23 protein-coding genes are annotated in these 25,623 nt (G+C 47.8%); 9 read left to right on the top strand and 14 right to left on the bottom strand.

All coding sequences use genetic code 11. The features are described 5' to 3' along the window. Window positions 1-20: 20 nt before the first annotated feature. Window positions 21-1,232: an efflux RND transporter periplasmic adaptor subunit gene (locus CFT61_RS08460; protein WP_089544007.1), complete on the bottom strand. Its 1,212-nt coding sequence runs from the start codon at window positions 1,230-1,232 to the stop codon at window positions 21-23. 157 nt (window positions 1,233-1,389) lie between these two features. After that, entirely contained in the window at window positions 1,390-2,838 is a 1,449-nt protein-coding gene (locus CFT61_RS08465) for a CCA tRNA nucleotidyltransferase (RefSeq protein ID WP_089544060.1), read from the bottom strand. A gap of 192 nt (window positions 2,839-3,030) precedes the next feature. On the opposite strand from CFT61_RS08465, the gene CFT61_RS08470 reads away from it, so the two are divergent. The 5 genes from CFT61_RS08470 (at window position 3,031) to CFT61_RS08490 (ending at window position 8,008) form a co-directional block, all read left to right on the top strand. Beyond that, complete coding sequence (locus tag CFT61_RS08470; RefSeq protein ID WP_256625819.1) at window positions 3,031-3,579, top strand: DUF1599 domain-containing protein; 549 nt, start codon at window positions 3,031-3,033, stop codon at window positions 3,577-3,579. A 57-nt stretch (window positions 3,580-3,636) separates the two neighbouring features. Next, a complete protein-coding gene (locus tag CFT61_RS08475) occupies window positions 3,637-5,721 on the top strand; it encodes a BT_3928 family protein (protein WP_089544009.1) in 2,085 nt (694 codons plus the stop codon). A gap of 145 nt (window positions 5,722-5,866) precedes the next feature. Further along, window positions 5,867-6,580 (top strand): SPOR domain-containing protein, encoded by a 714-nt coding sequence (locus CFT61_RS08480; RefSeq protein WP_089544010.1) that lies wholly within the window; start codon window positions 5,867-5,869, stop codon window positions 6,578-6,580. Window positions 6,581-6,645: 65 nt separating this feature from the next. Then, a complete protein-coding gene (gene folE, locus CFT61_RS08485) occupies window positions 6,646-7,239 on the top strand; it encodes a GTP cyclohydrolase I FolE (RefSeq protein WP_089544011.1) in 594 nt (197 codons plus the stop codon). Between the two features lie 16 nt (window positions 7,240-7,255). Beyond that, window positions 7,256-8,008, top strand: coding sequence for an exodeoxyribonuclease III (locus CFT61_RS08490; protein WP_089544012.1), 753 nt, complete (start codon window positions 7,256-7,258; stop codon window positions 8,006-8,008). Between the two features lie 208 nt (window positions 8,009-8,216). Here the strand turns inward: CFT61_RS08490 and CFT61_RS08495 are convergent, their stop codons facing one another. Then, window positions 8,217-8,723: a hypothetical protein gene (locus CFT61_RS08495; protein ID WP_089544013.1), complete on the bottom strand. Its 507-nt coding sequence runs from the start codon at window positions 8,721-8,723 to the stop codon at window positions 8,217-8,219. A gap of 387 nt (window positions 8,724-9,110) precedes the next feature. Here CFT61_RS08495 and CFT61_RS08500 point away from each other — a divergent pair, with 387 nt between their 5' ends. Genes CFT61_RS08500 through CFT61_RS08515 form a run of 4 tightly spaced genes read left to right on the top strand, consistent with a single transcriptional unit; the run spans window position 9,111 to window position 14,690 of the window. Further along, entirely contained in the window at window positions 9,111-10,373 is a 1,263-nt protein-coding gene (locus tag CFT61_RS08500) for a 3-phosphoshikimate 1-carboxyvinyltransferase (protein ID WP_089544061.1), read from the top strand. Continuing rightward, window positions 10,374-10,757, top strand: a complete 384-nt coding sequence (locus CFT61_RS08505) for a hypothetical protein (RefSeq protein WP_089544014.1) — start codon at window positions 10,374-10,376, stop codon at window positions 10,755-10,757. Window positions 10,758-10,788: 31 nt separating this feature from the next. Next, entirely contained in the window at window positions 10,789-11,607 is an 819-nt protein-coding gene (locus tag CFT61_RS08510; RefSeq protein ID WP_089544015.1) for a metal ABC transporter permease, read from the top strand. 5 nt (window positions 11,608-11,612) lie between these two features. Then, complete coding sequence (locus tag CFT61_RS08515) at window positions 11,613-14,690, top strand: tetratricopeptide repeat protein (protein ID WP_089544016.1); 3,078 nt, start codon at window positions 11,613-11,615, stop codon at window positions 14,688-14,690. Window positions 14,691-14,723: 33 nt separating this feature from the next. Here the strand turns inward: CFT61_RS08515 and CFT61_RS08520 are convergent, their stop codons facing one another. The 11 genes from CFT61_RS08520 to CFT61_RS08565 form a co-directional block, all read right to left on the bottom strand. After that, window positions 14,724-15,326 (bottom strand): lysine exporter LysO family protein, encoded by a 603-nt coding sequence (locus CFT61_RS08520; protein WP_089544017.1) that lies wholly within the window; start codon window positions 15,324-15,326, stop codon window positions 14,724-14,726. Next, on the bottom strand, window positions 15,316-15,597 hold the full coding sequence (locus CFT61_RS08525) for a LysO family transporter (protein ID WP_089544018.1): 282 nt from the start codon (window positions 15,595-15,597) through the stop codon (window positions 15,316-15,318). The genes CFT61_RS08520 and CFT61_RS08525 overlap by 11 nt, the downstream gene beginning before the upstream one ends. A 167-nt stretch (window positions 15,598-15,764) precedes the next feature. Then, on the bottom strand, window positions 15,765-16,328 hold the full coding sequence (locus tag CFT61_RS08530; RefSeq protein WP_089544019.1) for a DUF5675 family protein: 564 nt from the start codon (window positions 16,326-16,328) through the stop codon (window positions 15,765-15,767). A 149-nt stretch (window positions 16,329-16,477) separates the two neighbouring features. Continuing rightward, window positions 16,478-19,168 carry a hypothetical protein gene (locus CFT61_RS08535; RefSeq protein ID WP_089544020.1) on the bottom strand — a complete coding sequence of 897 codons (2,691 nt, stop codon included), beginning with the start codon at window positions 19,166-19,168 and terminating at the stop codon, window positions 16,478-16,480. A gap of 17 nt (window positions 19,169-19,185) precedes the next feature. Next, on the bottom strand, window positions 19,186-20,295 hold the full coding sequence (locus tag CFT61_RS08540) for a phage antirepressor (RefSeq protein ID WP_254918914.1): 1,110 nt from the start codon (window positions 20,293-20,295) through the stop codon (window positions 19,186-19,188). Window positions 20,296-20,656: 361 nt separating this feature from the next. Further along, entirely contained in the window at window positions 20,657-21,103 is a 447-nt protein-coding gene (locus tag CFT61_RS08545; RefSeq protein ID WP_142990598.1) for a hypothetical protein, read from the bottom strand. A gap of 43 nt (window positions 21,104-21,146) precedes the next feature. Continuing rightward, window positions 21,147-21,308 carry a hypothetical protein gene (locus CFT61_RS16950; RefSeq protein WP_176425551.1) on the bottom strand — a complete coding sequence of 54 codons (162 nt, stop codon included), beginning with the start codon at window positions 21,306-21,308 and terminating at the stop codon, window positions 21,147-21,149. 212 nt (window positions 21,309-21,520) lie between these two features. Next, entirely contained in the window at window positions 21,521-22,240 is a 720-nt protein-coding gene (locus tag CFT61_RS08550) for a hypothetical protein (protein WP_089544022.1), read from the bottom strand. A 311-nt stretch (window positions 22,241-22,551) separates the two neighbouring features. Beyond that, window positions 22,552-22,917 carry a transposase gene (locus tag CFT61_RS08555; protein ID WP_089544023.1) on the bottom strand — a complete coding sequence of 122 codons (366 nt, stop codon included), beginning with the start codon at window positions 22,915-22,917 and terminating at the stop codon, window positions 22,552-22,554. A 213-nt stretch (window positions 22,918-23,130) separates the two neighbouring features. Next, a complete protein-coding gene (locus CFT61_RS08560) occupies window positions 23,131-23,379 on the bottom strand; it encodes a DUF2442 domain-containing protein (protein ID WP_089544024.1) in 249 nt (82 codons plus the stop codon). A gap of 336 nt (window positions 23,380-23,715) precedes the next feature. Beyond that, complete coding sequence (locus CFT61_RS08565) at window positions 23,716-25,290, bottom strand: ATP-binding protein (RefSeq protein ID WP_089544025.1); 1,575 nt, start codon at window positions 25,288-25,290, stop codon at window positions 23,716-23,718. Window positions 25,291-25,623 lie beyond the last annotated feature (333 nt).

The raw sequence follows: 25,623 nt of genomic DNA on the forward strand, positions 1-25,623 counted from the left end.
TCTTTATACCTTATTATATATTACTTCTTTCCGCCCATAGCAGTAGCGAAGGCATGAGCGTTATCCTGAGACTCAGCCAACTTGGCAGCCTCAGCAATCTTCTGATTGTAACGCTCCAGAGTGATAGGCTTAATCTGCTGACCATCGGTCAACTTGGTGATACCCTTCAATACGATGCGGTCGCCTACATGAAGACCAGAAGTTACGATATAGTTCTTGCCATCATCCTGTGGATTTACCTTGATCTCAGAATACTTCACCTTGTTATCCTTGGTTACGATGTAAACGAAAATCTTATCCTGAATCTGAGAGCAAGCCTCCTGAGGGATGACGATAGCACTGTTATGATCGTTAGGAACCACGATAGAACCTGCACCACCACTCTTCAGCAACTTCTCTGGGTTAGCGAAGTGAGCGATGAGAGAGATAGAACCAGAAGTTGCATCGATGACACCACTCATCTTGACTACCTTACCTGGGTGATTATAGATAGAACCATCTGCCAACTGCAACTTAACTGCTGGGAACGCAGCGATAGCAGCCTGAACACTACCATTGGTCTTAGACATGCTCAAGATCTGAGACTCAGAGAGTGAGAAGAATACCTCCATGGTGCTGATGTTGGAAACGGTTGTCAGAGCCTGGCCAGAAGCGCTTACCAAAGCACCAACCTTGAAAGGAAGGCTACCTACAACACCGGCAGAAGGGCTGGTAACAGTACACCAAGCCAACTGCTCACGGGCTGAAGCCAGAGCAGCCTCTGCCTGAGCTACCTGTGCCTTAGCGGTTGCATAGCTGTTAGCTGCTGTAGAAAGTTCATATTCACCAATAATCTTGCTATCATACAACTTCTTGTTGTTCTGGTAAGTCAACTTTGCTGTGTTAGCCTGAGCCTTGGCAGTATTGACAGCGGCAGCAGCTGAACGGACTGCAGCCTGATAGGTCTCGCTATCGATAGAGAACAAAGCCTGACCTGCTGAAACAGTCTGACCCTCATGTACAAAAACCTTTGTAATGAAGCCAGAAACCTTAGGACGAACCTCTACATCCTGAATACCCTTGATGGTAGCAGGATAGGTAGTCTGCAATGCGGCGCTAGAAGTACCGATGGTAGCCACGGCAAACTCATCATCGCCGAAGTCTGGTAAACCACCCTTCTTACTTCCACCACATGATGTCAAAGCAGCAAGAACACAAACTGCTGCAACAAACAAAACGTTTTTAATTTTCATACCTACTTATATTATAATTTATTATTTTATGTCATACCTTATTATATATACCGCCCTCTGACGGAAACTGAAACAATGCTTTTAGTTTTAAAAAGCGGTGCAAAATTACGAATAATAAACGAATAACGGCTCGCAGGGAGCCGTTATTTAACAAAAATTATTCTCTGTTTAAGTTTTCTGCCATATTCAGCCCCATATCCTGGGCTTTCTTCATCAGGAGTTCCATCAGCGGCTCGCGCTCGTTAGCCACCTTGTTGTCCAACACGGCATCCTTGAGATACTGCTTCAGTACGCCTACTTCGCGGCATGGCTTGAGCTGGAACATCTCCATGATTTCATTGCCGTCGATACATGGCTGGAGCAGTCGCTTGTAGTCACGTTCCTGAAGATCAACCAGTTTTTCGCGCACCATCTTGAAGTTATCCAGGAATCGCTGCTTGCGCACCTGATTCTTGCTGGTGATATCAGCTTCGCAAAGCGTCATCAGGTCGTTGATGTCATCACCCGCATCATTCAGCAGTCGGCGCACGGCACTGTCAGTCACCTCTTCATCCGCTATCACAATCGGACGCATGTGGAGCTCCACCAGCTTCTGCACATACTTCATCTTGGCATCCATCGGCAGTTTCATACGGCGGAAGATGTTAGGAATCATCTTGGCACCGATAATGTTATGGCTGTAGAAAGTCCATCCGATGTTGTTGTCCCATCGCTTGCTCCTCGGCTTTCCTATATCATGGAAAAGGGCAGCCCAGCGGAGCCAGAGGTTATCAGAATGCTTGCACACATTCTCCAAAACCTCCATCGTATGGTCGTAATTGTTCTTGTGGGCTTTTCCGTTGCGGGTCTCCACCTTATCCATCGCCACCAGTTCCGGCAGGATGAGATCGAGCAGTCCGGTATCCTTCAGATAATAGAAGCCGCTGCTGGGATGCTTGGAGAGCATGATCTTGTTCATCTCGTCGCAGATACGCTCGCCACTGATAATCTTCAGTCGTTCGGCATTGCGCGAGAGAGCGGCATAAGTCTCATCTTCTATCTGGAAATTGAGCTGGGTAGCAAAACGTACACATCTCATCATACGGAGCGGGTCATCAGAAAAGGTGATATCCGGATCGAGCGGAGTGGCGATGATGCCATCTTCCAGGTCATAGACACCGTCGAAAGGATCAACGAGTTCACCAAAACGGTCCTTGTTCAGGCAGACCGCCATAGCATTGATGGTGAAGTCTCGGCGGTTCTGGTCATCCTCCAGGGTTCCATCCTCTACAATCGGCTTGCGCGAATCACGGTTGTAACTTTCCTTTCGTGCACCCACGAACTCTACTTCAGTATCCTTATACTTAACCTGTGCGGTTCCGAAATTTCGGAACACCGAGAGATGTGCCTTCTTGCCCAGCTTCTTCTTGAGGGCAGAAGCCACCTCAATTCCGCTACCCACCACCACGACATCGATGTCATTGGAAGGGCGCTCCAGGAAGAGGTCGCGCACATATCCACCTACTACATAGCATTCCACAGACAGCGCATCCGCCGCCTCTGAAATCTCGTGAAAAATATCCTTATCTAGTATTTGCGCCAGTTCGGCATTGGTCAAATTTCTCATACTCATTTTATTTCGGGGTGCAAAGTTACTGCAAATCGAAGACAATACAAAATAAAAAAGCACTTTTTTTATTTTTATTGTTGAGATGCAGCGTAACTTGTCTAAAGTTACTGCAAATAATGTAAAATACAAAATAAATATTTGGCTATTTCACAATAAATGCGTAAATTTGCACCGAATTTCGAAATTATTATGGCAGATTTATTGAAAACAGAACAGCAGTTTAAAGTTGTTATGGGAGAATGTAGAACGTTATTTGAGAAGAAGCTTCACGATTATGGAGCCTCTTGGAGAATTCTGCGTCCATCTTCCTTAACCGACCAACTCTATATCAAGGCGAAGCGCATCCGCTCGCTTGAAATCAAGAAAGAATCACTCGTAGGCGAAGGCATCCGTCCGGAGTTTATCGCGCTTATTAATTATGGTATCGTAGGACTCATCCAGCTGGAAAAACCATTCGTAGATGAAGTAGATATGACACCGGAAGAGGCGATGAAGCTCTACGACAAGCACGCCCAGGAAGCCCTGCAACTGATGCTCAAGAAGAATCACGACTACGACGAGGCCTGGCGATCGATGCGAGTGAGCAGCTATACCGACTTTATTCTCACCAAGATACAGCGAGTAAAGGAAATCGAGGATATCGCAGGAGCCACACTCGTATCAGAAGGCATTGATGCCAACTATATGGACATCATCAACTACGCAGTTTTCGGTGCCATCAAAATGGGAGAAAAGTAAGAAGGCTCATCCTATAAAAAAGAAGGTTCATTCTATCAGGTAAAAGAGGAAAATGATATGACAGCAAAGCAGATTATAACAAAAACAGCGGTGAATATCGGGCGACTGCTCGTGGCTGTAACCTTCATCTTCTCAGGATTCGTGAAGGGAATGGATCCACTGGGCACGCAATACAAGATAACCGACTATCTGGAAGCGCTGCATATCGACTGGATGTTTCCCGACTGGAGCACCCTGGTGATGTCGGTACTGCTTGCCACTGCCGAGTTTGCCATCGGTATCTTCCTTCTCTTCGCCATCCGGCGGAGACTGACGAGCAAGATTACCCTTGCCGTGATGATCGTGATGACGCTGATTACACTCTGGATCGTCATCGCAGACCCAGTAAAGGATTGCGGATGCTTCGGTGATGCCGTAGTGCTCACCAATATGGAGACATTCATCAAGAACATCATCCTCCTGATATTCGCCATCCTGCTCTGGAGAAAGCCGCTGGAGATGCCGAGACTCATTTCGAGACAGACACAGTGGGTGGTGATCAACTACACCTTCCTCTTCTCCATCGTGATGAGCACCTGGAGCCTATGGTATCTGCCGCAGTTCGACTTCCGCCCTTATCACATCGGTGCCAACATAGCCAAGGGTATGGAGATTCCGAAGGGAGCCAAGCAGCCGAAGTTTGACACCACCTTCATCCTGGAGAAGAACGGCGAACGGAAGGAGTTTACGATAGACAACTATCCCGACTCTACCTGGACCTTCATCGACAGCAAGACGGTGCAGACCGAAGAAGGCTACGTGCCTCCTATCCACGACTTCAGCATAGAAGATATGAAGACGGGCGAAGACATCACCCAGGAAGTGATTCACCGCAAGGGCTACACCTTCCTGCTCATCTCGCCACATCTCGACTTTGCCGATGACAGCAACTTCGGAAGCATCGACGAGATATACGAATATGCCACCGACCATGGATATCCATTCCTCTGCCTCACGGCAAGTACGGAGAAAGCCATCAGGCACTGGCAAGACATCACGGGAGCGGAATACCCGTTCTACATCACAGACGAGACGACGCTGAAGACCGTGATACGCAGCAACCCGGGACTGCTGCTGCTGAAAGACGGAACCATCATCCGGAAATGGAGCCACAACGACCTGCCTAAGATGGCAGACCTGGCAGGCAAGCCGCTGGAGAAGACCGAAATCGGCAAGATGCCGGAAGTAAGTGCCGCCAAGAAGATAGCCGGCATCATCTCCTGGTTTGTCATCCCGCTGGTACTCCTTACCATCGCCGACCGGCTTTGGGCATGGGGCGCCTGGATCAGAAAGAAAGAGAATTCAAACAGAATATTATCAACTTTTAAAAAGAAAAGAAAAATGAGAAAGAAAATTGTAGCAGGTAACTGGAAAATGAACATGAACCTGCAGGACGGTGTTGCTCTCGCTAAGGAGATCAACGAGGCATTGGTAGCTGACAAGCCAAACTGTGACGTAGTAATCTGTACTCCATTCATCCACTTGGCTTCTGTAGCTCAGGTTTTGGATTCAGAGATTGTAGGTCTCGGTGCTGAGAACTGCGCTGACAAGGCTAAGGGTGCTTTCACAGGTGAGGTTTCAGCTGAGATGGTAAAGAGCACAGGTGCTCAGTACGTTATTCTCGGTCACTCAGAGCGTCGTCAGTACTATGGCGAGACTGCAGAGATCCTGAAGGAGAAGGTAGAGTTGGCTTTGGCTAACGGTTTGAAGGTTATCTTCTGCTGCGGTGAGACTCTCGAGGAGCGTGAGGCTGAGAAGCAGAACGAGGTTGTTAAGGCTGAGTTGGAGGGTTCAGTATTCCACTTGAGCGCTGACGCTTGGAAGAACATCATCCTCGCTTACGAGCCAATCTGGGCTATCGGTACAGGTAAGACTGCTACTTCTGACCAGGCTGAGGAGATGTTGGCATACATCCGCTCAATCGTAGCAGAGAAGTATGGCAACGAGGCTGCTGAGGAGACATCTATCCTCTACGGTGGTAGCTGCAAGGCTAGCAACGCTCCTGAGCTCTTCGCTAAGCCAAACATCGACGGTGGTTTGATCGGTGGTGCTTCTTTGAAGGCTGCTGATTTCAAGGGTATCATCGACGCTTGGAAGAAGTAATCTCACAAGGATATTTACCAAAGGGGATGCCTTCTTTCCTGGGGGCATCCCTTTCCCTATCTTTATAGGATGACAGAAGCAGATTGCTGACACATTATATATTAATAAAAGGTATATATATATATATATTAAATAAGGTATAGTCATGAAACAATTCGTCACATTATTGATTTTCATCCTCTGCTCATCTATCCAGATGAATGCGCAGACTTACTTGGATCATCTCAAGCAGAAGAATCCAGGACAGGGTGTCGTGACCGTACACCAAAGCAAGGCTATCGACGAATTGGTGAACGGAAAACAGGTTCCAACCCATACGAATCAGGTGAATCCACAGGACGATAAGACTAAGACTACCCCACAACCACAGAAGAAACCAACAGATACTCAGCATAAAGAAGTAACTCCAGCTGCCCAGCACAAGCAGACTCCGGACTCTCACAAGCAGACTCCAGACTCGCTCAAGAAGGCCGAGCCACAGCACGAAACTGCCAAGGAGAAACAGCATGGAAACAATGCACAGAAGGCTGAGACACATCAGGAAGAAACCGAGATGCCTGTAGTGGACATGCGCAAGAAGATAATGCGCAGAAGCTATAAGGTTACAGGATATAGAGTACAGATCTTTGCCGGAGGAAACTCACGCAACGACCGACTGAAGGCTGAACAGACGGGCAACAACATCAAGATGAAGTTCCCAGACCAGCCTGTATATGTACACTTCTACTCGCCAAGATGGATTTGCCGCATGGGCAACTTCCGCGAACTGGGCGAGGCTAAGAAGGTGCTTGCCAAGGTGAGAGCCCTGGGATACAGACAGGCATGCCTGGTAAAGGGACAGATTACAGTACAGTATTAAAGTGAAGAGTGAAGAATTCAACAGCCTTACTATTCATAAAGTTCAAAATTCAAAGTAAATAAGATATGAATCCAGAAACAGAATTTCGCGAGGGATTGGATGAACTCGCAGGACACTATAAGGAAGTATTGAAGCTCCTGGGTGAAGACACAGAGCGCGAAGGACTTGTCAAGACTCCTATGCGCGTAGCCAAGGCGATGCAGGTATTGACCCGCGGCTACTATCAGGATGCCCACAAGGTGTTGACCGATGCCCTCTTTGAGGAGAAATACGACCAGATGGTCATTGTGAAGGACATTGATTTCTTCTCTCTCTGCGAGCATCACATGCTGCCTTTCTATGGCAAGGTACACGTGGCTTACATCCCTAACGGCAAGATTACCGGACTGAGCAAGATTGCCCGTGTGGTAGATATCTTCAGCCACCGTCTTCAGGTGCAGGAGCGCCTTACCCAGCAGATCAAGGACTGCATCCAGGAGACCTTGAATCCTCAGGGAGTGATGGTGGTGATAGAAGCTAAGCACATGTGCATGCAGATGCGTGGCGTGGAGAAGCAGAACTCCATCACTACTACCAGCGATTACAGCGGCGTATTCAATTCGCTGAACACCCGTCAGGAGTTCATGAGCCTGCTCAGAGGTGAGAGCAAGAGAATCTAAATTAGTTCAAAGTAATATGAAGTTTATATCCTGGAACGTGAATGGCCTGCGTGCTTGCGTGGGCAAGGACTTCGAGAGCCAGTTCAAGGCGCTCGATGCCGACTTCTTCTGCCTGCAGGAGACCAAGATGCAGGAAGGTCAGCTCGACCTGAAATTCGAGGGCTACGAAAGCTACTGGAACTATGCCGAGAAGAAGGGATATTCGGGCACAGCCATCTATACCCGCCACCAGCCACTGAGCGTGAGCTACGGTATGGGCGTGGAGGAGCACGACCACGAAGGAAGAGTCATCACCTTGGAGTATGACAACTTCTATCTCGTAACCTGCTATACCCCGAACTCCCAGACCGAGTTGAAGCGACTGGATTACCGCATGACCTGGGAAGATGATTTCCGCAAGTTCCTGAAGGCTCTGGATGCCAAGAAGGCTGTGGTGGTCTGCGGCGATCTGAACGTGGCACATCAGGAGATAGATATCAAGAATCCGAAGACCAACCGTCGCAATGCCGGTTTTACCGACGAGGAGCGCGAGAAGATGACCGAGCTTCTGAACGATGGTTTTACGGATACCTTCCGCTATCTGCATCCCGAAGAGGTTACCTATTCGTGGTGGTCATACCGGTTCAAGGCACGCGAGAAGAATGCCGGCTGGCGCATCGACTACTTCCTGGTATCCGACCGCTTGAGAGAACAGATTACAGAAGCCAAGATTCATACCGACATCATGGGCAGCGACCACTGCCCGGTAGAGGTTGACCTGGCACTCTAAATATTGTAAAAAGGTCTGGCGAAATTCATCGCCAGACCTTTTTTCAGTTATGCATATATCAGAGAAAAATAAAGGGGATGTACCTTCCTCCCGGAAGCCATCCCCATATTGGTCATATCAACATAAAATTTTAATTTATATAAGAGAGATTTTTCTATTAATTTAAGAGAGATTTTCTATTCTAGTGATCTTCTATTCTAGAGATCTTCTACATCAAAGACTGAATCTCAGAGAGATTTCTCTTCTCAGTGGTACCATCCTTGTATGTTATCATGAAGTAATTGTGGATAGACTTGCCATTCTTGAACTGAACAACAGCCACGCCACCTTCACGGAGCTGGAGAGTGAAGTATCCCTCACGCTTGCCGTTAACATACTTTCCGTGCCACTTCTCCTTACCATTCTTGTAGTAAGTGGTAACCTCACCATTGAAGATCGTATTGCGGTCGTTACCGAGATCGATGAAGCTGTATCCACCCTCGGCACGAAGATTACCATTCATATAGAAGTCCTGGAACACATCCTTCTTATTGATGCCAGCGCCGGTAGTCATCAGCAATCTGTAATAACTAGCCTGATCTGCACTAGCCACATTACTCATATTTTCTGCATAGAAAATAGTGTCTGCTACTACTGTTGCATTCTCTACGCGCTTGCGACCGAAAGTAGCTACGGTCATGAGAGCCATCAATGAGAATAATATAATTCGTTTCATATTCTTTATTTTTAGATTGTTACTTATTGCTTGTTGTTTCTTTTTTCTGATGCAAAGATACTACAAATTCCGGTAAGTTGTATCATTCCTTAACGCTATTTTATCTTATTTTTGGGGTCGGTTTTACTTTTTGAAAGAAAACGCACACAAAATTACAATTTGACATTTTAGGGGGTCGTTTTTTACACTTTGAAATAGGTATATCTCAATATACCCCCATAATACCCCTATCTCGTTTACATATTGATAGCAAGAGACAGAAACAGAGCACGGTTGCCCAAGCTTTTTTTTGAGATATTTCGAAAAGTTTTCGCCAGAAAACTAGCGTATATACTTTTTATTTTGTACTTTTGCACTAAAATATATATAATATAAGGTACGCGTATGATAAAATATACCATCAAGGCACCAAGCCAACTGAACGCAAGTATCAACTTGCCAGCATCCAAGAGTATCAGCAACCGAGCTCTCGTAATCAGTGCGATGGCTGGAAGCCATATCCAACCCGACAACTTGAGCGACTGCGATGACACGGAAGTAATCGTTGCAGCCCTTCAGAATATGCCAGAGGTCATCAACATCAAGGCAGCCGGCACAGCCATGCGTTTCATGACCGCCTATCTCTCTGCCACCCCTGGCGAACATACCATCACGGGCACCGAGCGCATGCAGAACCGTCCTATCGGCATCCTCGTAGATGCCCTGCGCTATCTGGGCGCCGACATCACCTACGAGAAGAAGGAAGGTTATCCCCCACTCCACATCCGAGGCAAGGCGCTGGAAGGCGGCCACCTGGAGGTAGTGGGCAATATCAGTTCGCAATACATCTCGGCGCTTCTGATGATCGGTCCGATTCTGAAGAACGGACTGGAACTGAAGTTGACAGGAGAGATTGCATCCCGCCCTTACATCGACCTTACGCTCTGGACGATGAAGGAATATGGTGCCGATGCCGACTGGACGGATATGGACACCATCACCGTGAAGCCACAGCCTTACAAGGAGACATCTTATATGATAGAGAACGACTGGAGTGCTTCTTCCTACTGGTATGAGATGATGGCACTGAATGGCAACATCGACTCCAGAATCCAGCTCGAAGGCTTGATGGACTGCTCGAAGCAGGGAGATTCCGTGGTGAAATACATCTTCAGTCTGCTGGGAGTGAAAAGTGAATTCGAGAACCATGATCATCTTACGGATGTTATGCTGAAGGCGAACCGCTGTCTTCTGCCGAAATTCGAATACGATTTCTCCGGTTCTCCTGATTTGGCTCAGACCATCGTGGTAGCCTGCTGTGCCTTGGGTGTAAAGTTCAGGTTCACGGGTCTTGCCAGCTTGAAGATCAAGGAGACCGACCGCATCGAGGCACTGAAGACAGAGTTGAAGAAGGTGGGCTATGTCATCCACGATGAAAACGACAACACTCTGTATTGGGATGGTGAAACCTGCGAGCCTTCATTTGCTCCAATCGATACCTACGAGGATCATCGTATGGCGATGGCATTCGCCCCTCTCGCCTTCAAGTTCCCTCAGATCGAGATCAACAATCCTGAGGTAGTGAGCAAATCCTATCCTCATTATTGGGAAGACCTGAAGAAAGTAGGGTTTGAGATAAGTGAAGAGTTCAAAATTCAAAGTTCGAAGTAAATGCTATACTTGATTTTAGCCCTGGTGGCATTAGGCCTGATAAGCGCCATATTCGGAATCGTATCTCACCGCAGGGGGGAAGACGAGGAACCTTTGCAGGAAGGCGTATCGTGCAACACCTGCAACGGTGAGAACTCGAAATGCGAGCAGGAGTGCATGATGGAAGCCGCCACCAAAGAAATAGAATATTACGATGATGAGGATCTCGACCGCTTTGCCGGTCGGGATGCCGATGCCTATACCGATGAGGAGGTTGAGGAATTCTCGGAAGTGCTCTATACCATGCAGCCGGAAGAAGTGGCTGGATGGAACAGAAGCCTGATACTGAGAGGCATCAACCTGCCCAACCAACTGAAGGATGAAGTCATCGGCTTTTTAAGCTAGAAATTTGCAGTTCAAAGCTCAAAGTAAACACATGGATATACTACAATATACATTTTTCCAAAACGCACTGATAGGCGCCTTTCTGGCAAGCATCCTGTGCGGCTTTATCGGAACCTACATCGTTACCCGCCGATTGGTATTCATCAGCGGCGGCATCACCCATGCCTCTTTCGGAGGCATCGGCATCGGCGTGTTTACAGGAATCAATCCGATACTCTCCGCCATGGTTTTCGCCATACTCAGCGCCTTCGGAGTGCAATGGATATCACGCAAGAAAGATGTGCGAAAGGATTCCGCCATCGCCATGTTCTGGACCCTGGGAATGAGCGTGGGCATCATCTGCTGTTTCCTGACTCCAGGATTCATGCCCGACCTGCCCTCCTTCCTCTTCGGAAGCATCCTTGCCATCGACAGCGCAGACCTGTGGCTGCTGGGCGGACTCGCCCTCATCGTAGCCCTCCTCTTCACCTTTCTCCTGCGCCCTATCCAGAACATCGCATTCGACAGTACCTTCGCTCGTTCGCAGCATCTGCCGGTTACAGCCATCGAATACCTGATGATGACGCTCATCGCCATGACCATCGTGGCTACACTGAAAATGGTGGGCATCGTGCTCGCTATCAGTCTGCTCACCATTCCGCAGATGACCGCCAACCTCTTCACCTATAATTACAGGCAGATGATATGGGCAAGCATCATCCTGGGATGGATAGACTGCATCGCCGGTCTCTACATCAGTTATCTGCTCAACGTGCCATCGGGTGCCACCATCATCTTCATCAGCATCGTGGTATTCGCACTCGCCAAAATCGTCCTGGGCATCAGGAGAAAGATGCCAGATAAACAATAGAAAACATGAAAGGCAAAAGCCCCATCCAGCTCTTTTTTCTGATAGGACTCGCTGTGATTGCAGCGATCCTTACGGGATGCTCTACGCAGAAGAATACGGCGCAGAGCAGGTGGTGGCATGCCTTTAATGCCCGATACAATACCTATTATAATGGTACCGTGGCTTATATCGACGGGGCGCTGGAGAAGGAAGAAGGCAACCGGGACAACTTTACGGAGCAGATTCCGCTCTATACCGTAGGCAACAGGAACAGCCGCGATCTGGGCAAAGCCAACTTCGACCGTGCCATCGAGAAATGCGAGAAAGCCATCCACCAGCACAGCATCAAGCGCCGCCCTGTATGGGAACCCGGGAAGAGAAAGACGGCGAAAGATATCGAATGGCTCAGTCGCAGGGAATACAATCCGTTTTTATGGAAAGCGTGGATGCTGATGGGCCGTTCGCAATTCCAGAAAGGGGATTTCGAGGGGGCTGCTGCCACCTTCGCCTATATGAGCCGCCTTTACTCCACCCAGCCTGCCATCTACGGCAAGGCGCGCGCCTGGCTTGCCAAATGCTATATCGAGCTGGGATGGACCTACGATGCAGAAGATGTGATCCGAAACATCCAGCGCGATTCCATCCACTGGCGTGCCCAGAAGGAATGGGATTATGCCTTCGCCGATTACTATATCCACACGGGGGATGCCCGGAAGGCGATTCCTTATCTCAGGAAGGTGATAAGCCATGAGATGCGACACAAGCAGAAAGCCCGCCAGTGGTATCTGATGGGACAGTTGCAGGCTTCCATCGGCAACCGGCAGGAGGCTTATCAGGCTTTCCGCCACGTCATCCGGCTCAATCCGCCCTACGAACTGGAGTTTAATGCCCGCATCGCCATCACCGAGGTCTTGGCTTCGGGCAACAGCAGGAAGATGATCAGCCGACTCAAGCGCATGGCGGCATCGGATAAGAACAAGGAATATCAGGACCAGGTATATTATGCCATCGGCAACATCCACCTGGCCCAGAAAGATACCCTGCGTGCCATCTATGCCTACGAAAAAGGCAACCGGAAGGCTACCCGAAACGGTATAGAGAAGGGTGTACTCCTGCTGCGTCTGGGCAATCTGTATTGGGAAACCGGGCGATATGCTGATGCCAAGCGCTGCTATGGCGAAGCAATCGGCTTGCTCGACCAGGACAGAAAAGATTATCCGCAACTGGCTCATCGCTCCAAGGTGCTGGACGAGCTGGTGCCTTATACCGATGCCATCGCCCTCCAGGATTCCCTGCAGTCTCTTGCCAAAATGGACGAGAGAGACAGAAATGCAGCCATCGACCGTGTGATAGCTGCCCTGAAAAGAAAGGAGAAAGAGGAAGAAAGAAGGAGATGGGAAGACGGTGCAGAGAAGAATTCGGAATATGAAGGAGGAGTTGATGGGAATGGTTCCGGGAATGATTCCGGAAATGATTCCGGAAACGGATTCGGGAACACCAATACCTGGTATTTCTATTCCCCTGTAGCCGTAAGCCAGGGTAAGGCACTCTTCGAGAAACTCTGGGGCAAGCGAAAGAACCTCGACAACTGGCAGCGAATCAACAAAACTGTTGTGGCTTCTGCACAGGATACCGATATCGCTCAGAGAACTGATTCCGAGCAAGGAACAGATTCCGAGCAAGGAACGAATTCTGATCAAGATTCCAAGCTTCATCCTGATGCATCACGAGATGCTCTATCCCATTCTTTATCCCAGAAAGAATCCGGCAAACCATCTGCCGATAGCGCCAGCCTCGACCCTCATCAGCGGGCTTATTATCTGGCTCAGATTCCGTTCACCCCAGAGCAGATGACAGCGAGTAACCAGCTCCTGGCGAATGGCTTATACCATGCCGGAATCATCTTCAAGGACCGGCTCGACAACCTGACGCAGAGCGAGAAGATGCTGCTCCGACTGGCGGACAACTACCCGGATTTCAAGCATCTCGACGAAGCCTATTACCATCTGTATCTGCTTTATTCCCGAAAGAAGCAAACTCAGATGGCGAACAGCTATGTCGAAAAATTGAAGAAGGATTATCCCGAAAGCCAGTTCACAGCCCTCCTCTCCGACCCTTACTATCTGGAGAATGCGAGGATGGGTGTACACATCGAAGATTCCATCTACACCCTCACCTACCAGGCATTCAAAGAGGGCAAGTACGAGGTGGTGATGCACAACTCGGAAATATCAGACAAGCGGTTCCCTACTGGTGCCAACCGCGACAAGTTCCTCTTCATCAGCGGTATGACCCAGCTCAACGAGGGCAAGGTTTCCGAATGCCTGGAAAAGATGAACCAGGTGATAGCGCAATATCCCAACAGTCGGTTGAGCGAGATGGCGGGAATGATCGTAAACGGCGTGAATGCCGGAAGACGACTCTACGGCGGAAAGTTCGACCTGAGCAATGTCTGGGCGAAGCGCAGCGATGTGCTCAGCTCCCAGGACTCCACCCGGCAGAAAGGATTCTCAGCCGACCGCAACGACCGGTTTGTCTTCCTGCTCGCCTACAGTCCTGATTCCGTCAACGAAAACCAGCTGCTCTTCGAGGTAGCCAAGTATAACTTCACCACCTATATGGCGCGCAATTTCGACATCAGCATCGAAGACCTCCAGGGGTTGCATCGCCTGCAGGTAAGCGGTTTCCAGAACTACGACGAGGCGCGCCAGTATGCCAACGAGCTGCATCAGCAAGCCGGCATCCTCCGTCTGATTTCCAAGGTGAGAAGCTACGTGATCAGCGAGCCGAACCTCGAGCTTTTGGGCAGAAATCTCTCGTATGATGATTACGACAAGTTCTATACCCGCCACTTTGCACCGCTGAAGATCAGCAAGATGCGCCTGCTGATGGAGCCAACGGAAATCGTAGTGGATAAGGATTCCCAGAAGGAGGAAGATGCTCTGAAGGAAGAAAATGATTCTCAGAAGAAGAATCCTGAAGACAATGGAATCGATATCGAGAGCCAGCCAGCAGAAGATACCGATACCGGCATTTACTTCGATGACTCGAATACACCAGAATCTGAAGCCGATGATGAATACATCGAGCTGGATGGATTCTGATCACGCAAGAAAGCTCTAGCGGCAAGGAAGCCGTTAGAGCGAACAGAAGAAGGTAACCAGGAATGGTACGGAGAAATCTACACAGAAGCCGTGGAAGATGGAAACGATGATGAAACTCTCGCCCGAATAGCGGGTGATGATAGGCAACGTGGTATCCATCGTGGTGGCTCCACCCACGCTGATAGGCGCCAGCTTGCCGAAATACTTCGCCAGCAGAGGCGCACCAAGAAGGGTGAGAATCTCACGGAAGATGTTGGCAAGCAGGGCGATGGTTCCCAGCTCGGCACCCCGATACTGCGTGATGAAGATGCTCGACAATGAGTAGTATCCGAAGCCCGAACCGATGGCGAGACAGTCGGAGAGCTGACGGTGTCCCAGTATCAGGGAGGCAGCCGCGCATCCGGCAAGGGTTCCCAGGATGGTCATCACCGGCAGCATCATCAGCCGGGGATTCACCTTTCTGAAACTCTTCAGGATAGAGGTATCGCAACCGATGCTGATACCCACGCAGAACATCAGGCAGCAGAGGGCATAATAGCTCACGTCGCTCGCCAGGAAACTGGCAGGAATCACATCCCACACTCCCACGATGATGCCCAGCACGAAGAAGCCTACGATAATCAGACTACCTTTCATTTCCAGCCTCCTTTCTGCAGACATATCTCCACAATGCCCACGCAAAGATTGCACTACCCAGACTTCCGGCTATCGTAAGCACGATGGCTTCGAGTCCCAGGGTCTGAAGACCATTGATAATACGAGGGTTCGCTCCCACCTCGATGCCGAGCAGGAAGAGGAGTACCCAGATAAGCGCTGTGATGACACGGCCGATAAAACTCATTTTCTTGTTGCGGAGCAGGTACCCCGTACCTATTCCGCATAGCATGATCATTACAATCTTGAGCATTGTTTCTTCTTTTCTTTCTTTTTTTTATTATTATTGATTGATTACTTTTATCTTCGATAATAATAACGGATTCCCGGTCTTAATATTATAAAAAAGACCGAGAATCCTGAAGATATCTGTAAGTAATCTATAGCAGTTGCCCCCAATCGGAAGAGCCATCAGCCCCATCAGATGATGGTAATCCAGACGGATTCATCCTTTTCTCTCGCTTCGCTGATGCATTTCATCAGGCGATGCAGCCAGATACGGGAATTCACCACCATACCCTTCACCTTGTTCTCGCCCACCAGGATGCAGCCCTGGGTATCATCAGGGTAGTTGCCGGCATGGATGCGGATGCCCTCGAAATCAGGAACACCCTGCAGATACGGCAGCCACTCCTTGAAGCGGGGCGACTTGGTGACTAACAACGGATAGGTACCCTCGGGAATCGCCGTAGTGCCCTTCATCTTCTGCGCCTTCTTGCCCGAAACCCTGCCTAGGCGCACGTTCACTTCCTCGGGCTGGAGTTCCACGCCCTTCAGGTTGCGCCACGTAGGCTCCAGGGTATCGCAGAAATAACACTCCTGCGTCAGTTTGCCGGCATCTATCTTATGCTCGAACCAACGCTTCAACTGTGGGTTCATCCATGAAGAGTGAACCACACTCTCTACCTCCTCATCCTTCAGGATATAGAGGCGACCAATGGTATAGCTGTTCTTCTTGGCTATACGCTTCAATACTATTTCCATAAGCATTTTTTTTATAAGTAAAAGAATTAATAAGTAACTGAACTTTCGCATGTGGTTTAAGTACGGGCTGAAGGCCCAAAAGCTCCTAGCCCAGGGCATCGCCCTGGGTATAGAAGCAGTCAGCAAGGCGCCCTGAAAGGGCAAAAGCTTTAAAGCACCAGCCCGTCGTGGCGGTACTTCAGCTTCTTAAAACTGTAACTACTGTAACCGTAACCGCTTTTCCCGTCCTCGCCGGGCGGAGAGATTCGCTCGATATACCCACGGTAAATCCACTGCTTGATCACATTCCGGGTACCCTTCGCATTCAATCCATGCTCCATACGGATGGCATCCAACTGCGGCATGGTGAAGATATCGGGCAACAGCTGCAGCAGATTCTCCGGTCCACGCTTCGAACTCTTCTCGCCGGCACTGTTCTCCCGGGCTATCATATCGCCGAAGAAACGCATCTTGCAGTAGAGGTCATAACGCTCGCTCCAACGGATGAAATCATCCATCTCCGGCTCCCATCTGTAGCCGTTGGCAACATAGAGCACGCATGCCTTGAGGTAGGCAATGACGTTGGCACGGAACGAGAAATTCTCGAAGATGCGGTTCTGCGAAGTACGTGCAAACTCGGCATTCTCATTCTTCAATACCACGGCTAGATCATACGCCTCCTGGCATTCCACCAATCCCGACGCCATGCAGAGATTTTCGATGTAGGGTTTCAGAGATTTTCTGAATTCATCATCGTATGTGCCATAGATGGGAATATCCTCGCCTATCTCCCGTTCCGGGATGGTACAGAAGTTGATACGGCTCAGCGGACCATCGGTCAATACCTTCGCGAAATACCGCTGTCCCTTGTCGATGGTGGTGGATGCATTCCAGTTGAAGCGGACGCAGACACGTTCGGTAACGCTCTGGATTCCTACGCGAGACTGTCCGAATTTATTACTATGGTCAAAAGCGAGGCACATGATGCGGAACTGCTGATTGCCGATACCTCTCAGTGCATCAAACTGGTCGATTTCGTTCAGCGAAGTATAAAGGAAATGTTCCTTGGCTTCAGCGGTACGCATCACGAAGGCAGGGTTGGTCATATCAGCATCAATCTCCTGGATAATCAGATTCTCAGGGCGTTTGCGCTTATCCTTGTTGGCACCCTTTCGCATCATTTCCTCTTTCCATTCCTTCTCACGCTTCAGGTTTTCGGCATCTCTTTTACGGATGTCCTCCATGATGAAATCGATAGGTTTATGTACACAACTTTTACCTGCACCGGTACCTGCAAGCAGACAGGCCATCAGGGTAGCTTCGTGCTCCACGTTGTCGATATATCTGAATTTCGTTCTCCAGAGATGGGTAGCCAGCGGAGGGAAAATGGCGCAAGCCACGGCCGGCTGATAGATTTCCGGAGTCTTGGATATCAGCAGCTCCACCAGCTTCGGCAGCTTCTTCGGCATCGGAGGCGGAGCAGGATAATCCTCGTCTTCGGAACTTTGAACACAGGCGTTACTTTGAACATTGAGATTTGCCCCCGCCAGGCGTTCCGGGGATTTGCAATCCGTTAGGCGTTCCGGGGATTTGCAATCCCCGGCAAGCAAGCTCTTAGCAGCCTGTTCCGCCAAAGCATTCACGCGAATCACATCCCTAGAAAACGGCTTGGAGCTATCCCCATATTTCGAATAGAAGTCATGGATTAATTGATGACAGTCATTCTCCTGATAATAGCTCGGCATTCTCATCGCCACCACCTTCATCAGCTCCTCCTCACTTATCACACGAGAAGCGCCAGCACTCATAATAGCGAGCAGAGAGGAGTGTCTTGACCCGACGGTATCAATATTCATCCCCTTCAGTCCTGCGGAATCCTGGAAAAGGTCGAAGGCTATCAGATTCTTGGCATCAGCATTCTGAGAACCTCCAGTATGGCTGATATCAGCATCATCAGCACGATGGCTATTACCAGGTTGGGCAGGCTGAATAGCAGCGCCAGAAGAAACAGCAGAATGGCTGTCAATGCCCTGAAATCGATTGTCTTGAACATCGTCATTACTTTGAACTTTGAGATTTGAACTTTGAACTTTATGATTACTATCATTAGGTACTTGCCCCTGGAAGTCTCCCGCCAGGCGTTCCGGGGATTTGCAATCCCCGGCAAGCAAGCTGTAGCGAGCCGTCCCCTTTCCGTCAATCGTAAGCCCACGCTTGAGAAAAGCCTCTCTGCGGGCTTGAATCTCCTCATCCGGCAGCACCCCATACCACTCCTTGGAGCGGTAAATCTCCGAGTCCTTATCCGTGATAAAGATGATTCTCTCCGGCGTGATGCAGCTCTTGTCGTAGGGAATCCCAGCCGCCTCGCAATACGCCTTCTGCGTCTCCTCGATGGTCATACCCATCGGCATTCTGATATCAATATGCAGCTTCTTTCTAGCCGAATACTCTAGATGCAGCAGTTTCCCCTTCCAGATGGTGTTGCTGCAGTTCAGCTCACGAGCCTTCTCCAGGGCTGCATCCACATACTCTACATCATCCACATCAATAGTCGTCTGAAAGAGGAAACTTTCAGGCACCGCATCCTCGGCAGAGCGGTGATTATTCCTAAATTTAGAATAATGAATGGCACGGATAGGCAGCTGTCTTTTCAGCCCCTCGCGTGCCTTCTTCACCGCCTTTTCATCACCAGCATCTACGCCGGGAATTGCCTTCTCCCCACGTATCTGCGCAATCACACCCTTCAGCCACGGCTGAACAATCAGGGTGTCATAGACATACAGGGGCTGGGAAGAGTTCAATCTTCCCATATTGCCCTTGCGTGCCGGATTTAAAGCCATTACCTGTTGCTTTATCGCCATATTTCCATTTTTAATGATTATCCCAAATTCTTCACCTCATACAGTTCGGCAAGCTCCCAGAATCTGTGGGCCAGATCATGGATAAACTTCCTGCCCTTCTCGGTCCATACCAGATAGGTATGCGTAACCGCCTTGCCCATTTTCTCCTTTCTGCCATCGCATTTCGAATCCAGGAAGGCATTGTATCGGGTGCGGCTCTTCGCCAGTCCCATGTGCGCATACTCCGCATAGAGCATGTACTGCCCGCTCTGGTAGTACTGGATATGCAGGGCGCACAATGAGCGGTTCAGCTCCTGCGCCGTTACCCCCAGCTCCTTCGCCACCTGAGTCGTAGTGAAGCAGGAAACGGAATCCAAGACATTATCCGAGTAGATTGCCTTCGGCATCAACCCATCCACCTGCTTCTCCAGGTTGATGACGTTCTCGCCCTGGATAGAAGCCCATCTCGTCTGCTCATCCAGCACGCCGTTGAGACGTCTGATTTCCACATCCTGCTCGCCGATGAGTTTCTTGTCAAGCCCCAACTGCACCTCCTGCTGCTGGAGCAGCTTCTTCTGCTGCTCCAGCAGTTCCTCCTTCTTCTTCAGGGTAGCCTGGAGAATCTCTTCGGCATTGCGAATCGTCTCCTCCTCGCTCTCCCCCTCCTTCACTGGGATATAACCGCCCGTCTTGCGAATCTGCGGCAGCACCACCGAGGTAACCCAATCCTTGAACTTCACCGCCGAAGCCAACTTGGAACCGAGCACCAGGGCATAGAATCCGCTCTCGTTAACGAAGTTCATCTGAATCAATCTCTCACGAATGGTTCCGTCACGCTTTATGTGATCCTCAACCTTGATGCACTGTTTCAGTGCATCAAGCGGGTTAACATGTTGTCTTACAGCATTATCCGCTCTCTTATACCCGAGCACATCACACAAATCCTTTGCACAGAACCAAGGATCGCCCTTCTCATCTATAGTAGTGCGAACCGTTCCGAACTCCGGATTCTCAAAAACAGCAACCTGTGCAGCCTGTTTCTTGCTAGCTTCCTTCTTGTCGGCCACCTTCTTACCAGTCTGCACACTCTTCTTGGCAGAGCCGGCATTCTTGCCATCCTCCGCCTTCTGAATCTTTGAATTCATCATAAGCAAAAAAAAAAAAAAATTAAGTAAATATATAAAAGATACCCGACGGATACCTCCGTAAAAAAAATACACGCTAAAAGTTTCCGCAAATATTTTAAGTTGAGAAGTTAACTCCTTTAACTTCCCCACAAAAAGTTTTGCAATAAAAAGATGTATCAACCTTGTCAAAGACCGATGGGCTGATACGCTGCGCCACTTACAACATGGCAGGAAACCTATGCCAGCAACCTGGCGATAGAAAACGCAAAAGCCCCAGACCTCAGAACCGGTATCGTTCTGAAATCTGGGGCAAAAGTACGGCGATATTTTAAGATTAAACGGGTACTACCAGGGGCGGTCGTCCCCGGTAGTACCCGTTTTTTTAACGTTTGTTTATATAATTGTGGATCAATTTCTCAAAAGATAAGGTCTTTTTTTGGTTCAAGGCATCATTATACTTGTTTCTCAGCAATTTGGGCTTTACATTCCAGAATCTGCCAAAAAGTACCCACATATTAGTAATTCTCAGTTCTTCGGCTATACGATGTGCCAAATATCCCTTCTGGTACCCCGTAAGATTATTGGGCTGATAATTCTTATCCAACACCTTTATGCTTACCAGTCCATCAAGAATAGCCTTAGCCTTTTTGCTTTTCAGCTCTTCTGGCAGCTCTGTAGCATGAGAAGCTCCAACATATCCTACCACGGGAGGAGCTTCATCCGCTTCATCAACCTCCTCCTGTTCAAAATCTGCCTCATTTACAGAATCCGAAACAGAAGAATGGCGTTGATAGGAGTTCATATACTCGGAGAAATTCTCTACGTCCATATTCTCAATTTTCACGAATCTGGACTGATCATAGAAATTAAAGTTATTGGTGATTTCCATGCTCTTCTCCTTTCTTGAATTTATCTGATTTGCCACCTGGAAGCTGCACGAACAAGCTCTTGTCGTACAAGTTCACGTTAACTACTACGACGATTAATCTCAGCTGGGCGAGCTTAATCAGCGACTTATAAAATAATTTAGCCATAATAATCCCTTTCTTAATCTTTAATTTTTGAAGGATTGACTAAAAACTACCATTTACTAGTTAGAGAGGGCAGCCCCCATGATTTTCATGAGGTGAGGCAGCTATCAAGGTGTTGTTGACTTATGACCAGCAAAACCCTAGTGGTTCATGTAATTTCTTTCATTTCTTTTTTGGTTTTTAATTGTTTGATTGATTATTATTGTTTAGTATTATTATTCCGCCTTGTTCACAAACTGGCGGAGATCTACTTTCTTTTTTATCAAATCTTCCACCGCTTCAGCTCCTGCGCCATAGATTTCTTTATATTCTCTTTGCAGTTGATTGATGCGGCCAAGTCTTTTGGTTCTATCTTTAATATGCTTTTTAGATTTGTAGTTCTCTACGGCCTCATATTCTTCATGCAGATAGTGACCTATTATATAGCAGAATTTTAGAATGGTTTCAATCTTTATTTTAGAATCGAAATTCAGGAAATTCCGAATCGTATCATAAGAGACATGGAATTCATTCACGATTGATTTCCGAGGAGAAATATCCTCACCAATCATGATACCGAGAAGAGTTCCAATCCTCTCGATATATGATAATCTCATCAACCTTACAGCCGGAGATTCTGATTTTTCTATTTCTTTTGCCTCTTCAACCATTGCTATTTTTATTTTCTGTGTAAAATTAGCAATAATCGGTGGTATTTCCAAGCCTTTTACGTCTCTAAGGGGACGTAAAAAGAGTGCGTATTTTTTCCTGATTGTCAAATATATGTACGAAAAAGAGAGAAAGTGCGCATTTTTAGTGCTACACTTTCTCTCCTCGACTTTTATGGATGGGTAGGTAATTCTATTACCATTTCCACAGCTCTCGTGAACGACATGAGAGGAGGAATTTTCACTCCAGCGCTTCACTCTGAAGCTCGCAAAGCTGGTCTTTTTCATCTTATATACATATATAATAAGGTAAAGAATCCATTTAAAAAAGTCAACTTTACAAACCTTTCATTGATTGCGAATAAGTTACAAAGACAAAAAAAATGATGGGGACTTTTCGAAGTGAGCTCAGTACTGAACTTTCGCAAGTAAGCCCCACACACGCCCTAAGTATAATTGCAGTCAGCAAGGCGCCCTGAAAGGGCAGAAGCTCCTAGCCCAGGGCATCGCCCTGGGTATGATGTGTGCAAGCCTGTCGCCCTGAAAGGGCAAAAGCTTTCAATTACTAGGCAAAAGCTTTATAATATCAACCAGCCCGCCTAATCCCGGAATACGAAATTCTCATCATATTCCACATTATATAATTTCAAGAACGCTCTATATTCTTCTGTAAACGAAAGCTTTGTGTGATGCTCTTTCTGATTGGCAATATATTGTAATGTTTTATCCACAACTGATTGACTGATGGAATAGGCAGCATAACCACCCTGCCATGCGAAAAAATGATAATACACAGGGTCGAGATTCTTGATCCATCTGCTACTGTTCCGCTTAATTTCCTCCACTATCTGGGAAATCGTGACGTCTTTGGATAGTCGCTCCAAATCATTTTCACGTATTTTGGGGCTCGTGGTTTTGATGTGGAAAATCAAATGGATATAAATTTTTGATAATGATTGTGCCATAATTGCAAAGCTTTTGCCCTTACAGGGCGTTGGTTTATATTCCGTTAATACCCAGGGCGTTGCCCTGGGCTAGGAGCTTCCGCCCTTTCAGGGCGTGTGGGGCACGGTGAATGGAATTCAAGGCATATCGGCATGGTGAATGGAATTCAAGGCGTGTGGGACACGAAGAACGAAATTCAGGGCGTGTGGAGCACAGTGAATGGAACTTCAGAATTAGCAGCAAACACCAGCATATAGCTTATCGATTGGAAAAATCAAATCCCAATTCTTCCCCCAGACGATATTGCCGAACTCTATCTTGAACTTCTTGAATTTACTCTCATTCAAGTAAGAGTTATACTGCGGATGTGGATGGTTTCTGATAAAAGTACCAACATCTATCGTCTTCACAGTGTCATCATTAAAGTGTAATTCAACTTTTAATGGCGCCACATATTTTGCAGAAACAATACTTAAGTTCATATTTTCTTTGTTATTTTAGTTGAACGTATTCTTTTTTTACAAATAAAGAAGTTGACCCATTTATCAACTATATTCTTATAATACTTCTTTACAAAGGCCTCTGCGGTAGAAGTATCCTTTTCACTCAATCGCAAGGGTGTATTCCGTTAATACCCAGGGTGTTGCCCTGGGCTAGGAGCTTCTGCCCTTTCAGGGCGTGTGGGACCTACTTGATAACTTCTGTCCTTTACTTTACCTTCGACCGGTGACCGTTGGTTCTGGGCGTGTGGGGCACAGTGAAGGAGCTTCAGGGCGTGTGGGGCACGATGATATGTGGCGTATAGCCCCTTTTGGATATTATACTTCCTTCCAATCAACCAATCCCTTTCCCATATCATCCAGTTCTATGGCAAGGGCGATTACTTTTCTCTTATCCGCCTTGAATGGCTCGGCATACTGCTTGGCTTTCATCTGTTCTTCGGCAGCATCCACGCCACCGTTGTTGCTCAGCTTCAGCTCCAATACATAGATGAAGTTGGTTACTTCTACCACCATATCAATCCTGCCCGTAGCTATCATCTTTTCTACTTCCACACGGCAACCGATGGCATTGAAGATGGTGCTCAGAATCAGGCGGTAGCGCTCCTCCATATCCATACTGGCAAGCTTCTTGTTGCTGTAGGGCACATCCGCAATGAGCGCCTTCAGGCATTTCATGGCTTCGGGAAGGTTGCCAAGCTTCAAGGAGTAAAGCAACATATTCTGGGTAGTTATTACTTGGGCATTCGTTTTCAATGTCAAGGCTGGCAAAACAATCCTGTATAGAGCCTTTCGAACTTCATAGTTTGGAATGCCTAGCAAATAAATCTCATCCATATATCCCTTTATGGTAAGATAACCTGACTGATAGAGGAACAGCTCCGCTCCGCCACCTGTTACGTCAGAAGTCTCTAGGGTATCACAGTCTATCGGACAATTCTCAAAATCCTTCAGTCTCATTTCCATATTGTCCACAAACTTAGGCAACAGAGAAGTTGCACCCGATGAAGCCCAGTAGTTCTTCAGATCAGAATCTGCCAAGGCATTGATGAGACTGAACGGATTGAATACATCCACCATATTGCGGCGGCTGAAATGATAGCCGTCGTAATATGCAGTCAGCTGTGCTACTGCTTCATCGAAAGTCCAGTCTTCGTATTCTGCCAATTTGTTGATTTCTGGCTTGAAATCACGTACCACCTCTTCCTTCGTAATACCGCAGAGTGCAGCATATTCCGGCTCAAAGCTGATGTTGCTCAGATTATTGAGCACAGAGAAAAGCGAGATTTGCGTGAACTTGGTGATGCCGGTGATGAAGACAAACTTCTCGTATTTGTCATCTGCCTTGAGAATGGCAAAAACCTCTCGATAGATAGCGGTACATGCTTCGTGCTGAGGAGTCTTCCGGGAATGCTGCAATGGAGAGTCGTATTCGTCGATGAGGATGGCTACCTGCTGACCGGTTTGATCATACGCCCCCACGATTATTGCATTGAAGCGGTCGGCAAGACTATCTGTAGGATCAGGAGCCAATGAATATTCTTCTTCGTATTGTTCGAAAATATTATCGAGATAAGAGCGCAGTGTTTCCGGCTCTGCGCCGGCACAGCTCATATCCAGTCTGATGACAGGGCGCTTCACCCATTCCGTCTCCATCTGCATGATCTTCAAGCCCTCGAAGAGTTCCTTCTTCCCCATGAAGTAAGCTTCGAGCGTATCGACAAGGACGGATTTACCGAAGCGGCGTGGGCGGCTCAGGTAATTATACGTTTTCCCCTTGTTGGCAAGTTGCCAGATAATATCTGTCTTGTCAACATAAAGGTATCCATCCTTTCTGATTATCTCAAAAGACTGGATGCCTACTGGTAATCGTCTATCGTTTGTCTCTACCATGATTCCTAATCTGTCTTTATATGAACTTTTCCGCAAAGTTACGACTTTATTTTCATACCTGCAAGAGTTTTCTGATAAAAGTTGAGAAAATGTGATGATTCCCTGCTCTTCTCAGGAAAGTATCAGGAGGATTACAGAGGTGGTTACAGTGGTTACGGTTACAGAAGTTACAGTTTTCATGGAGGGGGTAAAGTGCTTTCGGGGACTTACGGATTGTAAGTAGTATATATATAGATTATAAATATATAATTAATATATATTTATAATCTCTTTCTAAAGACGGGAGAAGGTAAAGGGGATTCGGAAAACTGTAACTTCTGTAACCGTAACCGC

The sequence above is a fragment of the Segatella copri genome (genome assembly GCF_002224675.1).
GTDB lineage: Bacteria > Bacteroidota > Bacteroidia > Bacteroidales > Bacteroidaceae > Prevotella > Prevotella copri_U.